Genomic DNA, 14,824 nt, shown 5'->3' with positions numbered 1-14,824 from the left:
CTCGTCTTTCGGTGTCCGCCCGACCTTGGGCCGAGCAATGAGAAGATTATGCCCTGACTTTCTCATTCTCTTGATGCGCCTGTCAATCGACGCGGGCCTGCCGTGATGGTATGCGATGCTGGAAGTGTCATTGTTTCGCCGACGCGGAGAGGGTGGAGGCATGGCCACGTTGACCAGATTGCTGCCGCTGGTGCGAGGTGCGGCCCCGGAGGACCGCAATCAGGCCCGTGTGCTGGACGCGGCGCTGGTGGCGTTCCTGGACTTCGGCATCAAACGCACCAGCATGGTGGAGGTCGCGCGCCGCTGCGGGCTGTCGCTGGCCACCCTCTACCGTCGCTTCGCCAGCAAATCCGATCTGATCAAAGCCGTCGGGCTGCGCCAGACCCGGGAGTTCATCGAGGAAGTCGACGCCGCGCTGCAACGGCAGGTGGACCGGGACGCGAGCGCCGAGGAGCAGATCGTCGAGCTGTTCGCCGCGTTCATCACCGGCCTGCGTGGCAACCAGCTGATCCACCGGCTGCTGGCGACCGAGCCCGAACTCGTGCTGCCCTACCTCACCACCGAGGGCGCCCCGGTCATCGAACTCGGCCGGGACTACCTCGCCGAGTTCATCACGCGGCTGCAGCGGGAGGGCAAGCTGCCGGAATACGATCCGGAACCGTTGGCCGAGATGATCGCCCGCACAGCGCTTTCGCTGGCGCTGACCCCGCAGACGGTGATCCCGCTCGGCGACGACGCCGCGATCCGGCAGTTCGCGCGCGACCACGTGGTGGTGTCGTTCCGGGTGCCGTAGTGCGGCCGGGGAGGATCGGCCGCTCAGCGGACGAGCGGGAGTCCGGCGAACATCGCCTGGAGCGTGGCGAGGACGTCGTCGGTCTGTTCGGCCGCGGTGCCACGGGTATGCGCCGTCACCGCGAAGCCGTTGCCAAAGGACGCCGAGGCTACCTCGGACTCACCGAAATCCGACCAGCCCCACTTGGTGCCGAGCACGAACGGCCAGCGCGCCGTGCCCCAATCCTGTTCGGTGCCGTCCTGGGCCGGACGGGACCGGACCGCCCGAGGTGCGATTGCCCAGAGGTTGCCCGGGTGAAACGAGTCTGGCGTCAGACCAGCCGCAGGCCGAGCCGCCGCCGGATGCGCATATCCAGCAGATAGGCGTTGAACGGGAAGGCGCGGATCGGCCGCGGCAGCCTGGCCTCCGCGGCGCCGAGTGCGCGCAGGAAGTAGCCGAGCGCGCGTTCGTCGCGTTCGGTCCAGGTCAGGCCCATTTCCTCGCGCAAGTGCCGGGGTAGCAGACCCGTGACGAAGAAGCGGTGCAGCCGGGCGAATGCCAGTTGTGCCGGGCGCGGCAGCATACGCAGGTCGATCAGCTCATAGAAGTAGGCGCGAACGGTCGGGTCGATGCTGGTCTCGGCGAGGTTCGCGGCCCAGTACTCGTCGAACGCGCGCCGGTCGGCGGGCCACATCGTTTCGGGCATTTGCAGCGTGGTGCCCAGCCTGGCGCCGAGCCGGTAGAAGGCATCGGCGGTGGCCTCGTCCATCGGGCCGTGCATCCGCTCGTACAGATCCTTCGCGCCCCAGTGCAGGCAGGCCGCGACCCACAGTTGTAAATCCGGGTCGAAGGCGTTGTAGCGCACCGGACTCGACGCGGTCGAATGGACCGGGCGATGCGAGGCGTTGACCGCCTCTCGGTAGGCGGCGCGTTCCTCGTCGGTGCCGAGCATCGCCACGGACAGGTAGGTCAGGGTGGTGCGCAAACGTTTGACCGGGTGCAGCATGACCTTCCCGCTGTCGACTGTGCTCTCCACCACGCCGTAGCCGACCGGCGGCGCGCTCAGCTGCATGATGACGTTCGCGGTGCCGCCGAGAAATCCGGCGATCCCGTCGATGTACTGCCCGATGTCGAAGGGGTCCGGCGGTTCGGGCCGATGCGTCGCGCGAAGTGGCCTGGTCATCGTTGACCTCGCAGTGCTGAGAATGTTATGCAATAACTTTCTCACCGCGTCAGCGGGGTGTCAACGAGCCATGCTGCCGGGATGGATGTCGCCGCGTCGCCGGGGAATCGACGAAGTAGCGTGGTCGAATGCCGTTCGCCCCGCCGCTGCTGCTCAGTTCGCTGAACCCGCTCGCCGTCGCAGGCGGAGCGGACATCCCCGACGCCGTCACGATCGACGGGATCACCCTCTCGCGCAGCGACCTGCTCGGCGCCGCCACCTCGGTGGCCGAACGCGTCGCGCGCGCGGAGCGGGTGGCGGTGCTGGCCGAACCGACCGTGGAGACCGTCCTCGCGGTGGTCGGTTGCCTGATCGCGGGCGTCACGGTGGTGCCGGTGCCGCCGGACTCCGGAACCGCGGAGCGGGCGCACATCCTTGCCGACTCGGGCGCGCAGGCGTGGCTGGGGAAGGCTCCGGAGGGCAGCGAGCTGCCGCGGGTGCCGGTGCGGCGACACGCCAGGTCCTGGCACACCTATCCCGAACCTGAGCCCGCCACAACGGCTTTCGTGTTGTACACCTCGGGTACGACGGGCCTGCCGAAGGGTGTCGTGCTCAGTCGCGGCGCCATCGCGGCCGGTCTGGACGCGCTCGCGGAGGCATGGGCATGGACCGCGAACGACGTTCTGGTACATGGGCTTCCGCTGTTCCACGTACATGGGCTGATCCTCGGCGTGCTGGGCCCGCTGCGTGTGGGCAGTCCGCTGATCCACACCGGTAAACCGACTCCGCAGGCATACGCGGCGGCCAAGGGTTCGCTGTACTTCGGCGTGCCCACCGTGTGGTCGCGGGTGGTCGACGACCCCGATGCGGCAAAACAATTGGCCGACGCCCGGCTCCTGGTCTCCGGGAGCGCACCGCTGCCGGTACCGGTGTTCGAGCGGCTGCGTGAGCTGACCGGGCACGCGCCGATCGAGCGCTACGGCATGAGCGAAACCATGATCACCCTGTCCACCCGGGCCGACGGCGAACGCAGGCCGGGCTGGGTCGGCACGCCCGTGCGCGGTGTGCAGACCCGGCTCAGGGACGAGTCCGGCGCCCGGGTTCCACACGACGGGGAAAGCATCGGTGGCCTCGAAGTGCTCGGCCCGATGCTCTTCGACGGCTACCTGAACCGTCCGGAAGCGACCGCGGAGTGCTGGACCGAGGACGGCTGGTTCCGGACCGGTGACGTGGCCGCGATCGACCCGGCGGGCTTCCACCGCATCGTCGGCCGGGAATCGGTGGACCTGATCAAGTCCGGCGGCTACCGCGTGGGCGCGGGCGAGGTGGAGACGGTGCTGCTCGGCCACCCCGCGGTCGCGGAGGCCGCGGTGGTCGGCCTCCCCGACGACGACCTCGGCCAGCGCATCACCGCCTTCGTCGTCCTGCGCGGCGCGGCCACCGAGCGTGCCCTGATCGACCATGTGGCCCAACAGCTTTCGGTGCACAAACGTCCTCGCGAGATCCGTGTGGTGGACGCCTTGCCGCGCAACGCCATGGGGAAGGTCCAGAAGAAATTGCTGAGCTGAGGGATCGATCGGTTGACCTCGAGTTGGGTCGAGGTTCTACGGTCGCCACATGACCTCCACCCTGACCTCCGAACAGATCGACTACCTGCACACCCAGCGCCTCGGCCGCCTGGCCACTGTCCGCCCCGACGGCACTCCGCAGAACAACCCGGTCGGCTTCCACTTCAACGCCGACCTCGGCACCATCGACATCGCGGGCTGGAACATGGGCGCCTCGCGGAAATTCCGCAACCTCCTCGAGAACCCCCACGTCGCATTCGTCGTCGACGACATTGCCTCCGTCCAACCCTGGCGCGTCCGCTGCCTGGAAATCCGCGGCACCGCCGAAGCACTCACCGACGTCGACCCCTACATCTCCGGCGTCTCCCGCGAGATGATCCGCATCCACCCGGACCGCGTCATCGCCTTCGGCTTGACGGATGAGGCACCCGGCAACGCCTGACCGCTCCGAGCGGCGTCGAGTGGGCCTATGGACATCAGCCTCGTGGCGTCAAAGCCTCGCGCGGCGAGCACCGCGGCGCCGTGGGCGCAGCTGGTACAGGCGGTACCAGGCCAGCGCGAGGAAGATGACCCCTAGACCGGCCACCACTCCCATGTCGACCAGCCACGTGCCGAGAGTGTGTCTCCACAGTGGGTCGGCTGCGCCCGTGTGCGGTGAGAGGGTGTCGAGGTCGAGGGTGGCGGCTCCCGCGCCGTAGCCCCAACGGGACGGCGATAGGTAGGCCAGTTGCTCCAGGACGGGTGTGCCGGGGAGCCGCACCAGACCTCCTGTGAGCACCAGTTGCGCCATCGACAGCACTATCAGCAGCGGTAGCGTCTTCTCCGAGGTGTCCACCAATACCGACACCAGCAAGCCGAGCGCCAGCGATGTGATGCCGAGCATCGCCATCGCCAGGATCAGCTCCAGCTCGACCGACGTGAATATCCCTTTCGCCGGCATGCTCTCACCAATGGTGCCGATGAAGAACAACATCGCCGCCTGCACAGTGGTGATCACGCCGAGGACCAGCAGTTTCGACATCAGATAGACCCCGGCCGACAGGCCGGCCGCGCGTTCTCTGCGGTAGATCGTCTGCTCCTTGACGATCTCGCGAATCGAGTTGCCGGTGCCGACGAAGCATGCGGCGAAGATCAGGATCATGAGTTTGGTCGGGGCATCGGTGTTGGTTCCCGGCGTCCCGGTGAAACCCTCGCCCGACGGTATAGCGGCGATCAAGCCACCGAGGAGCAGCGGCATCACGCCGAGGAGCGCCAGATAACTTCGGTCCGAGGCGATCACCGCCAGATATCGCCTGCACAGCGTGCTGAGCTGGCTGAGTTTGGACTGCGGCGCGGGTGGCGGCGCCGGTGGACGCACTTCCGCCGGGCCGACGTCGTCGGTCAGCCCGACCGCCACGTACTGCTCGAAGCGTGCCGAAGCCCGGAACTCACCGGCCCAGTCGCGGTCGGGGTCGCGATCGAATGCCTGGAAAACCTCAGCCCAGCTGCGCTGAGCGAAATGCTGCAATCCCTCCGCGGGTGGCCCGTAATAGGCCAGCCGCCCGCCGGGCACCAGAACCAGCAAGCGGTCACACGAATCGAGATTCGCGACGCTGTGCGTGACGACGATGACGGTCCGACCGTCATGCGCCAGTTCGGACAGCATTTCCATGACCGTTTTGTCCAGGCCGGGATCGAGTCCGGAGGTCGGTTCGTCGAGGAACAACATGGACGGCTTGGTCAGCAACTCCAGCGCGACGCTCACGCGTTTGCGCTGCCCACCCGAGAGCCTATCGATGCGGGTGTCGGCGTGCCGCGCCAAACCGAGTTCCTCGAGGACCTCGTCGACCCGCTGCTCCCGCTCCTCGCTGCGTGTGTCACCGGGGAAGCGCAGTTCGGCCGCGTAGAGCAGGGCGCGTCGCGTCGGAAGCTGGCTGTGCAGGATGTCCTCCTGCGGGACCAGCCCGATCCGGTGCCGGAGCTCGTCGTAATCGGTGTACAGGTCGCGTCCGTCGTAGCGGACCGTCCCCTCCGTCGCGGGCCGCAACCCGGTGACGGCGCCGAGCAGTGTCGACTTGCCCGCCCCACTGGGACCGATGACGCCGACGAGCGAGCGCTCCGGGATGGGGAAGCTCACCTCGTCGAGGAGCACCTTGCCTTCCGGTGTCCGCACGATGAGATTCTGCACCGAGACCGACACGTCGCCGGTGTCGACGAACTCGCGCAGTTCGTCGCCGACCAGCCGGAAAGTGGTGTGCCCCATGCCGATCAAATCGGATTCGGAGAGGTCGACGGAGTCGACCCGGGAGCCGTTGACGTAGGTGCCGTTGTGGCTGCCGAGGTCGACGATCCGGTACCGGCCTGCGTCGATCACCTGCAGTTCGGCGTGATGGCGGGAAACCATGAGGTCGGACACGACGATGTCGTTGTCGGCGCCGCGCCCGATCCGAAGCGTGCCCGAGGTGATCCGGACGACCGCTCCGGGGTGTGTCGCCGTGGAGGACGATCGCGAAACACGCCGGGGCAGGCCCGGATGGAACTTGGTGACCGTTGCCTCATCGTCGAGGTCGTAGCCGGGATCGGGGACGACCATGGTGTCTCCGCCGATATCGCCGGCGGACTCGTGGCCGGGTGGTTCCTCCACCGAGCAGGCCAACTGCTCACCGTCCACGGCGTGACCGAGCTGGAACGTCTCGTCGTGGTCGATCACCATTCGCTCGACCCGGTGACCCTCGAAAAAGGTCCCATTGAGGCTGCCCGCGTCCTCGATTTCCCAACCGCCCGAACCCTGCTCCAGAACGGCGTGCAACGAAGATACCCGCGGATCGGTCACGACAATGTCGGCTTCCGGATCGCGACCGACATTATATGCGCCCCCAGCGCGTAGCCGATAGACCCGTTCTCTCGTCTGCACCACAAGGACCGGCGCATCGAGAAATTCGGTGTCGGACGGTTTATCCGCCATAGCGCGAGTATACGACCGTACCGCACTGTCGCCGCAATAGTCGGCCACCCGCCATCCCGTCGCGCTGTCCGCCTGCGGTCAGCTTCACGCCCTCGTATTCACGGCGCTGACCAGTGCAAATCCACCCGGTGAGCGGAAAGGCAACCCCATCCGGCCCCGTGGAATCCGGCAGCGAAGCCGCTGAACGGGCCGCCACGCCGGACGAGGAAAATTGCGGCGAAATTCGCAATTCGGACCCGATCGGGCGGACGCGGCGGCCGGACGCAAGACCGCGGCCGAATATTTCCCGATCTGTGTTTCCATGGCGGACCTGATTCTGTTATTTTCCCGGATTTCATGCCGACAACGGGAATGCTGATGCAGGCTGCCTTCCCATTCCCCCAGTAGAACCCCGGTTATGTGCCGTACACGCGGCCGGATAACCGCACCGGAGTATTCTGCGGGAGTGTCGTCCTCACAGGTCGCCATCGTTTTCGCCCTCAGTGCGGCCGTGTGTATAGCGCTCGGGGCGGCGATCCGCCAGCGTGCCGCCGCACGAACGGCCGACGCGCCCGACTCGCTCTCGGCCATGGGTGGTCTGCTCCGCACCTCCGAATGGTGGCTGGGGACGCTCGTAGGCGTCGGTGGATTCGCCTTCCAGGCGGCCGCCTTGGGCAGGGGGGCGCTGATGCTCGTGCAGCCCCTGCTGGTGTTGTCGCTGCTGTTCGTGCTGCCGCTGGGCGCGTGGCTCAATGGGCACTCGGTATCGGCCGGCGATTGGGCATGGGCGCTGGCGCTGACCGCTGGGATCGCGATTCTGGTGGTGGTCGGCGACCCCCGGCCCGGCCAGCCGCACGCCGAGACGTTGCACTGGGTGATCGTGGGGCTCATCTCCGTTCCCTTGTTCACCGCCGCCCTGCTGGGTGCCCGTGCCTGGCCGGGGCCGCGGCGGGCGGTACTGCTGGGCCTGATCTCCGGTGCGCTGTTCGGGCTCGCCGCCGTGCTCGTCAAGGGCGTGATGGCAACCGCAGGCCGGGGCGCGAACGCGGTGCTCGTCTCGGCCGAGACCTACGCGCTGGTTGTCGTCGGCCTGACCGCCACGGTGCTGCAGCAGTACTCGTATCGGGCCGGAAGTCTGCATGCCTCGTTCCCGGCGGCGACGGTCATCGAACCGGTGGTGGTCGGCGCCCTCGGATTCCTGGCGCTCGGCGAGTACCTCGATGTGAACGTCGAGCTGGTCGCGCTGCTGGTGGGCGCGCTCGCGACGGTGGTCGTCGCGACGGTCGCGCTCGCGCGCAGCAAAAGCGCCGATGCCGTCCTGGCACCCGGCCCGCCGGGCCATACGCCACGGTGGGACGTACCGCCTCAGTTCCGTAGCGACAGCTCGTAGATTCCGACAGCACCGCCGCCTTTGGTCCAGCGAGCACCTCCGAACAGTTTTCTCAGTGTGAGAACCCTTCCCGCCCAGCGATAGACGGCGGATATCAATCAGTACTCCCGTGACGTGTCCGGCCTCATACGTCCCGCCTCGATCAGCGTTTGCCGTGCTGCTGCCTTACGCGGGCAGTCCTGTACACGGCATCCCCGATGGCGCTGCATGGTGGCGTGCGCTTCGGGCACGCTGAGTGGGTGGCCGGGTGCCTCGTGCGGCCCAGCGTGTGGCCACATCCCGGTGTCGTCGGGCCGCGCATCGTCAGCGTGGAAACGTTGGCGCTGGGCTGCCACTCGGCCTGCACCCGGTCGATGATCGCCTGCGGGGACGTTTCGTCCGGCTCGTCTTCCCGACCAATTGAACCCCATCACTTCACGCCTTCCGAAGTTCGACGGAGGTCATCCACGGCTTCCGGTGGCCGCGTCGGTAGAACGAGTTGCGCGAGTTGCGCTCGCCGTGAGTGCGTCTTCTGCCCATCCCGAACCCCTACTTCCTGATCGCTCCAAAGTGGTGAGCACCCACCGCCGGGGAATCCGATGAAGGTTCGGATCAACCCGGCGGCGGGGCTGCCAGAAGCGTCCTGCGAGCATGGAATTCGCGCTAGCGTTGCACTGTGGCCAAGGCGTTGCCGAATGATTCGTCGATGCTGCAACGCTGCTCAGGGCGGTCGGGAGAGGGGGCCGGGTGGAGAACTGGGAAGCTTTCGGAGCCGAGCTGCGACGGCTTCGATTGCAGGCGGGTCTGTCGGTTAGGGAATTGGCGCGCCGCCTCAACTATGACCCTGGCGCGCTCTCGGGTTTCGAGAACGGCCGTCGCAAACCCCCGGCGGACATCGTTCGGAAACTTGATCGCGTCCTCGAATCCGACGGGGCACTCGCGGCCATCTATGAGAGTCTGGTTGCCGCGGCAACCGACGTCGATCAGTCGAATTTGTTGCGCTTGCGTGAGTCAGCTGCATCGGCGGAGCGGCGCTACATCGATCGCGCGTTGGTCAAGGATCTTTCGGAACTGCTTTCGGAGACTCGACGGCTGGAAGACCAGGTCGGGTCCAAACTGGTTCTGCCGCTGGGAGTGCGGCAAACCCCTGTAGCATCAGCGCTAGCCATCGAGGCTCGGAAGTCGGCTCGCGCCGATATGGTCGACGTCGCCGCCGGATGGCAGCAGTTCACCGGGTGGCTCCATGCCAACCTCGGAAACCATGCCGCCGCAGTCCAGCACTATCGCGCGGCGCTGGAACTGGCTGCCGAGAGCGGCAACCGGGACATGCACTCCACAGCGCTGTCGATGCGAGGTCATGTCGCGTGGATGGCGGGCGAGATCGGCCCGATGCTCGGCTTGTCCCGAGCCGCACAGCGTGATCGCGACGCACTGACCCCTGCAGTCCTCGCGCTGGCCGTTCAGCAGGAAGGCCGTGGACATGCGATCGAGGGTGATCTCGACGCGATGGAAGCCAAACTCGATAAGGCCGCCGAACTCGTAGCGCGAGGCGATCCCGAGCAGCCCGACGCCCAATACTTCTACTCCGACTCGTTCATCGAAATGCAGCGCGGCTTGGCATATCGCCTGGCTCGGCAGTGGGACAAGGCCGTCGCATCGCTCAACCGAGGCTTGGCGGGGTTCGATCCCGACATACTCACCTCCGAGTGGGCTACCTGGTACGTCGCGGAATTGGCATGCGCGCTGGCAGGTTCCGGTGAACCCGAAGCCGCTTGCCGGCGAGCGTCAGACGCACTGCGAGTCGCCGGAGCGACGCCAGGCTCCAGGCTGACCAGATTCATTCGAGTCCTCCACCGCGAGATGTCCGCCAAGTGGACGACCAACGATGCCGTCGACGCGGTGGGCGAGGAACTGCGTCAGAGCCACTCGGACTGCTGGTCGAAGCGGTCGGACGCGGACTACCCGTCGTGGCAGTGCCTTTCGTGAGCCGAGCACTGCTCAGCTTCCCTGCCGTGCAAGAGGCAGTACGCAAGCTCTCAGAGTGGGGCGTGACCATGCTGACCGAAGATTCACCACACGAGCCGAAAACAGGCAGCGAATACATCAACCGCTTCCCATGGGCCGCCGCATGGCTAGCGCTGCTTGATCACCCTCGGCTCTCGATGGACCGGTAGCGCTGTTTCGTGGTGTTCGACCGGCGCATGGTCCAGGTCGGGATGGTGGCAGCTGAGCTGACCATCCAGCTGGTTCTTCTCGCCCGCCGACGAACGCGAAATCCGATACAGCGCAATGGAACTCCTCGCCACCGCTGGATCACCCCGCCCATGATTTCCTGTCGGTGGGCATGGGTACCGTGCCCGCATGCCCACCGTCCTGCACGAGGTGATCATCGACCTGTTCCGGCAACGCCCGCGACTGGCCGCCGACCTATTGGCACTCGCGCTGGACACCCCGCTACCTGAATTCGACCATGCCCGACTGGAATCCGGCGATTTCCCCGACATCGACCCGACCGAGTACCGGGCAGACGCCGTCGTAGTCCTGGCCAATGGGGCCGATCCCGCCCTCGCGGTGATCATCGAAGTTCAGTTGCGGCCAGACGGCGACAAGTTCTGGAGCTGGCCGGTCTACCTGACCACACTGCGTGCCCGGCTGCGCTGCGCAACCATGCTGTTGGTGATGTGCCCGAGCGACAACACGGCAGTGCGGTGCCGTCGCCCCATCCTCATCGCGCCGGGATGCATCCTGACCCTGTCGTGCTGGGCCCGGCCGACGTGCCGGTGGTGACTGATGCCTCGACTGCCGCCACCAATCCCGAGTTGGCAGTACTGTCTGCGATCGCGCATCGGCATCATCCTGAACGCGATGCCATCCTGACCACTCTCGCCGAAACCATGGTCGACGCGGCCAACGGCGATCTGTACATTGACCTGGTAATGGCTGTTCTCCCAAAGGCGGCCCGGCACTTCTTGGAGAGCCTCATGACGACCGGCACCTACGAATACAAGAGCGAGTTCGCCCGGCGTTACTACTCCCGGGGCAAGGCCGAAGGGCGCGCCGAAGGTGAGGCCGCCGCGTTGTTGCGGATCCTGCGGACGCGCGGCTTCACCATGTCCGAGGCGACCGCCAGCCGCATTGCCGAGTGCGTTGATCTTGACCAGATCAACACCTGGATAGACCGGGCCGTCACCGCCGACAGCCTCGACGAGGTCTTCGCGGACAACCCGAAGCAGTAGTAAACGCGTCGGCAAGCGAGTAGCAATTACGCACTGCGCGGTTTCCGGGGACGCTGCTGATCTGGCGAACAGGTCTCCCGGCGTCCCCAAGACCGCTCAGTCGTTCGCATGCAAGTCGGCGTTGAGTTCGATGCCGGTGCCCTTGCGGGGGACCACCTCGACCGCGCCGGTGGTGGAATTGCGGCGGAACAGGAGGTTGTCGCGGCCGGACAGTTCGGCGGCCTTGATCACGGTGCCGTCGGGGGTGGCGACCTTGGTGCCCGCGGTCAGGTAAAGGCCCGCCTCTACGACGCAGTCGTTGCCGAGCGGGATGCCGAGGCCGGAGTTCGCGCCGAGCAGCGAGCGCTCGCCGATGGAGATCACGGTGGTGCCGCCACCGGAGAGCGTGCCCATGGTGGACGCGCCGCCGCCGATGTCGGAGCCGTCGCCGACCACGACGCCCGCGGAGATGCGGCCCTCGACCATGGACGCGCCGAGGGTGCCCGCGTTGAAGTTCACGAAGCCCTCGTGCATGACGGTGGTCCCGGAAGCGAGGTGCGCGCCGAGGCGGACGCGGTCGGCGTCGCCGATGCGCACACCCGAGGGCAGCACGTAGTCGACCATGCGGGGGAACTTGTCGACGCTGTACACCGTGACCGGGCCGCGGGCGCGCAGCTTGGCGCGGGTGGTCTCGAATCCCTCCACCGCGGCGGGGCCGTGGTTGGTCCACACCACGTTGGTCAGCAGGCCGAACTGGCCGTCCAGGTTCAGCTCGTGCGGCTTGACCAGGCGATGCGAGAGCAGGTGCAGGCGCAGGTAGACATCGTGCGCGTCGACCGGTGCGGCGGACAGGTCGGCGATCGTGGTGCGCACCGCGATCACGTCGACCCCGCGCGCGTCGTCGAAGCCGAGCAGCGCCGCGTACTCGGCGGGCGCGTCGTCCAGTCGCTTGGTGCCGCTCTCGGAGAACTCGCCCAGCTGCGGGTTCGGGTACCACGTGTCCAGCACGGTTCCGTCCGCGGTCACGTTGGCGATACCGACTGCTGCTGCTCCCTGGATGCTCACGTCACTAGAGGTTACCCACCCGCGTCGAACGGGCGTGCGGCTGCTCCGGTCCGCACGCTCTGTACGGCTGTCAGTCGGTCTGGGGTGTGGGTGTCTGCTCGATGCAACATGTGGTGACGGGCGCGGCCGGGCGACCGCCGTAGGGTGAAGGGCGTGACCATCGACCTGCATGCCGACCCGATCACGCTGACCGCCGCGCTTGTCGACATACCGAGCGTTTCGCTGGGGGAGGCGGACATCGCGGACGTCGTGGAGCGGGCGTTGCGGGAGCAGACGGTGGGGTTCGAGGTGCTGCGGCACGGGAACGTGGTGCTGGCGCGCACGAATCGCGGGCTGCCGACCCGGGTGATCCTGGCCGGGCACCTGGACACCGTGCCGATCGCCGACAACGTGCCCGGACGCTTCGGCGTGAACCCGCTGGGCGAGCGGGTGCTCTACGGCTGCGGCACGGTGGACATGAAATCCGGCGACGCGGTGTTCCTGCACCTGGCCGCGACGGTCGCCGATGCGGTGCACGATCTGACCCTGATCTTCTACGACGGCGAGGAGATCGCCGCGGAGTTCAACGGGCTCGGCCACATCGAGCGTGATCTGCCCGACTGGCTCACCGGCGATCTCGCGGTGCTCGGCGAACCGTCCGCCGGTTGGATCGAAGCGGGTTGCCAAGGCACGCTGCGGGTCCGGCTTGGCACCTCGGGCGTGCGGGCGCATTCGGCGCGAGCCTGGCTGGGCGACAACGCGATTCACCGATTGGCTCCGATCCTGCAACGGCTGGCCGGGTACCGTGCGCGTGAGGTGGACATCGACGGCTGCGTCTATCGCGAGGGGCTGTCCGCGGTCCGCGTCGCGGGCGGTGTGGCGGGCAATGTGGTGCCGGATGTCGCCGAGGTGGACGTCAACTTCCGTTTCGCCCCCGACCGCAGCGTGGACCAAGCGATCGAGCACGTGCGCGGGGTCTTCGACGGACTCGAGCTCTCCTTCGACGTGACCGACGCCGCACCCGGCGCGCTGCCGGGGCTGACCGCACCGGCCGCCAAGGACCTCATCGCCTCGGTGCAGCGGCACGGTGGCGGCGGCGTGCGCGCCAAGTACGGCTGGACCGACGTCTCCCGGTTCGCCGCCCGCGGCATCCCCGCCGTCAACTTCGGTCCCGGCGACCCCAACCTCGCGCACAAGCGTGACGAGCACGTCCCGGTGGACCAGATCACGGCCGTCACCGCCATGCTGCGCAACTACCTGACCGGCACCGCGGGATAGCCGAACGCGCAGATTGCGGATGCGTCTCGCCATCGCTGCGCCCGGCTGAACGCCGGGCGACTTCTCACGTCCAGCCAGTGTGTGATCGTTTCCGGACGGTAGCGTGGAACGCATGTCCACCGACGCCGCCGACCCCGAGGTCACCACCAAGCCGAAGTCGACAGCGAAGTTCCGGGGGCCGATCATGTTCCGCCGCGACCGCAAAGACGGCCTCGGCACCGCCGACCGGAATCTGCTGGATCAGCGCGGCGACACGGACTGGGTACACACCGACCCCTGGCGCGTGCTGCGCATCCAAGCCGAGTTCGTCGAGGGATTCGGTGCGCTCGCGGAGGTGCCCCGCGCGGTGACCGTCTTCGGTTCCGCACGCACGTCGGCCGACCATCCCGAATACCAGGCGGGCCGGGCGATCGGCGCCGCGCTGGCGCGGGCCGGTTTCGCGGTGATCACCGGCGGCGGGCCCGGCGCGATGGAGGCGGCCAACCGCGGCGCCTGCGAGGCGGGCGGCTACTCCATCGGCCTCGGCATCGAGTTGCCGTTCGAGCAGAGCCTCAACGAGTGGGTGGATCTGGGCATCAACTTCCGCTACTTCTTCGTCCGCAAGACGATGTTCGTGAAGTACTCCCAGGCGTTCATCTGCCTGCCCGGCGGTTTCGGCACGCTCGACGAGTTGTTCGAGGCACTGACTTTGGTGCAGACCCGCAAGATCACCCGTTTCCCGATCATCCTGTTCGGCAGCAGGTACTGGGCCGGGCTGGTCGACTGGCTGCGGGATTCACTCGGTGGCTCCGGCAAGATCTCGCCTGGTGACCTCGGCCTGCTGCATGTGACCGACAGTGTCGAGGAGGTCGTGAGCATCATCCAGGCCAACGTGGAGGCAGGCGGCGCCGAGGACGCGATCGGTACGGAGGACGAGTGGTGAACGACCAGCCCTTCGCCGTCTGCGTCTACTGCTCGGCGAGCACCACCGACCCGGACCACCTCTCGCTGGCCGCCCGGGTAGGCACCGAAATCGCCCGGCGCGGCTGGCAATTGGTGTCCGGCGGCGGTCACGTCTCGATGATGGGCGCGGTGGCCACCGCGGCACGTGCCGGTGGCGCGAAGACCATCGGCGTCATCCCGAAACACCTGGTGCACCGCGAGGTCGCCGACGTCGACGCCGACGAGCTCGTGGTCACCGACACGATGCGCCAGCGCAAGCAGGTGATGGAGGACCGCGCCGACGCCTTCCTCACCCTGCCCGGCGGCATCGGCACGCTGGAGGAGTTCTTCGAGACGTGGACCGGCGGCTATCTGGGACAGCATGAGAAGCCGGTTATTGTGCTGGATCCCAATGGATTCTTTCGCGGGTTGTTCTCCTGGCTGGATGAGTTGTACGACCGAAAGTTCGTGCCCCAGACAGCGATGTCCCGGATTACCGTGGTGACCGATCTCCCGTCCGCGTTCGCGGCACTGGAGGCGCCGCGTACCGCTTGACGAGGAGAACTGAAGAC

General features: G+C 67.2%; 13 protein-coding genes and 1 pseudogene. 10 read left to right on the top strand and 4 right to left on the bottom strand.

The genetic code is table 11. The annotated features are described in order from the left end of the window. The first annotated feature begins 160 nt into the window (after positions 1 to 160). A complete protein-coding gene (locus AB0M45_RS27240) occupies positions 161 to 793 on the top strand; it encodes a TetR/AcrR family transcriptional regulator (protein WP_364335057.1) in 633 nt (210 codons plus the stop codon). Between the two features lie 23 nt (positions 794 to 816). Here the strand turns inward: AB0M45_RS27240 and AB0M45_RS27235 are convergent. Both AB0M45_RS27235 and AB0M45_RS27230 read right to left on the bottom strand, forming a co-directional pair. Beyond that, positions 817 to 1,038: pseudogene (locus AB0M45_RS27235) on the bottom strand (hypothetical protein); the annotation flags it as partial. A 65-nt stretch (positions 1,039 to 1,103) separates the two neighbouring features. Next, positions 1,104 to 1,955: an oxygenase MpaB family protein gene (locus AB0M45_RS27230; protein ID WP_364335055.1), complete on the bottom strand. Its 852-nt coding sequence runs from the start codon at positions 1,953 to 1,955 to the stop codon at positions 1,104 to 1,106. Between the two features lie 128 nt (positions 1,956 to 2,083). On the opposite strand from AB0M45_RS27230, the gene AB0M45_RS27225 reads away from it, so the two are divergent. Then, a complete protein-coding gene (locus AB0M45_RS27225; protein ID WP_364335053.1) occupies positions 2,084 to 3,502 on the top strand; it encodes an acyl-CoA synthetase in 1,419 nt (472 codons plus the stop codon). Positions 3,503 to 3,551: 49 nt separating this feature from the next. Next, positions 3,552 to 3,944 (top strand): PPOX class F420-dependent oxidoreductase, encoded by a 393-nt coding sequence (locus AB0M45_RS27220; RefSeq protein WP_364335051.1) that lies wholly within the window; start codon positions 3,552 to 3,554, stop codon positions 3,942 to 3,944. Positions 3,945 to 3,992: 48 nt separating this feature from the next. Here the strand turns inward: AB0M45_RS27220 and AB0M45_RS27215 are convergent, their stop codons facing one another. Then, entirely contained in the window at positions 3,993 to 6,446 is a 2,454-nt protein-coding gene (locus AB0M45_RS27215) for an FHA domain-containing protein (RefSeq protein ID WP_364335049.1), read from the bottom strand. Positions 6,447 to 6,891: 445 nt separating this feature from the next. Here AB0M45_RS27215 and AB0M45_RS27210 point away from each other — a divergent pair, with 445 nt between their 5' ends. The 4 genes from AB0M45_RS27210 (at position 6,892) to AB0M45_RS27195 (ending at position 11,030) form a co-directional block, all read left to right on the top strand. Continuing rightward, entirely contained in the window at positions 6,892 to 7,815 is a 924-nt protein-coding gene (locus AB0M45_RS27210) for a DMT family transporter (RefSeq protein WP_364335047.1), read from the top strand. A gap of 726 nt (positions 7,816 to 8,541) precedes the next feature. Next, positions 8,542 to 9,780 (top strand): helix-turn-helix transcriptional regulator, encoded by a 1,239-nt coding sequence (locus AB0M45_RS27205; RefSeq protein ID WP_364335045.1) that lies wholly within the window; start codon positions 8,542 to 8,544, stop codon positions 9,778 to 9,780. Between the two features lie 375 nt (positions 9,781 to 10,155). Further along, on the top strand, positions 10,156 to 10,581 hold the full coding sequence (locus tag AB0M45_RS27200; protein WP_364335043.1) for a hypothetical protein: 426 nt from the start codon (positions 10,156 to 10,158) through the stop codon (positions 10,579 to 10,581). Continuing rightward, positions 10,551 to 11,030 (top strand): hypothetical protein, encoded by a 480-nt coding sequence (locus AB0M45_RS27195; RefSeq protein WP_364335041.1) that lies wholly within the window; start codon positions 10,551 to 10,553, stop codon positions 11,028 to 11,030. Before AB0M45_RS27200 ends, AB0M45_RS27195 begins: the two co-directional genes overlap by 31 nt. 96 nt (positions 11,031 to 11,126) lie before the next feature. On the opposite strand, the gene dapD is transcribed toward AB0M45_RS27195, so the two are convergent. Further along, the gene (gene dapD / locus AB0M45_RS27190; protein ID WP_364335039.1) at positions 11,127 to 12,074 is read right to left on the bottom strand and encodes a 2,3,4,5-tetrahydropyridine-2,6-dicarboxylate N-succinyltransferase; all 948 of its coding nucleotides are present in this window, start codon (positions 12,072 to 12,074) and stop codon (positions 11,127 to 11,129) included. 153 nt (positions 12,075 to 12,227) lie between these two features. Between dapD and dapE the strand changes: the two genes are divergently transcribed. The 3 genes from dapE (at position 12,228) to AB0M45_RS27175 (ending at position 14,807) form a co-directional block, all read left to right on the top strand. Continuing rightward, the gene (gene dapE / locus AB0M45_RS27185; RefSeq protein WP_364335037.1) at positions 12,228 to 13,331 is read left to right on the top strand and encodes a succinyl-diaminopimelate desuccinylase; all 1,104 of its coding nucleotides are present in this window, start codon (positions 12,228 to 12,230) and stop codon (positions 13,329 to 13,331) included. 112 nt (positions 13,332 to 13,443) lie between these two features. Then, the gene (locus tag AB0M45_RS27180; protein ID WP_364335035.1) at positions 13,444 to 14,253 is read left to right on the top strand and encodes a TIGR00730 family Rossman fold protein; all 810 of its coding nucleotides are present in this window, start codon (positions 13,444 to 13,446) and stop codon (positions 14,251 to 14,253) included. Beyond that, positions 14,250 to 14,807, top strand: a complete 558-nt coding sequence (locus AB0M45_RS27175) for a TIGR00730 family Rossman fold protein (RefSeq protein ID WP_364335033.1) — start codon at positions 14,250 to 14,252, stop codon at positions 14,805 to 14,807. The genes AB0M45_RS27180 and AB0M45_RS27175 overlap by 4 nt, the downstream gene beginning before the upstream one ends. The last annotated feature ends 17 nt before the right edge of the window (positions 14,808 to 14,824 follow it).

The organism is Nocardia sp. NPDC051787 (assembly GCF_040681325.1).
Lineage (GTDB): Bacteria > Actinomycetota > Actinomycetes > Mycobacteriales > Mycobacteriaceae > Nocardia.
Note: the sequence above shows the minus strand (reverse complement) of the source record. Positions and strands in the feature narration are given on the sequence as shown.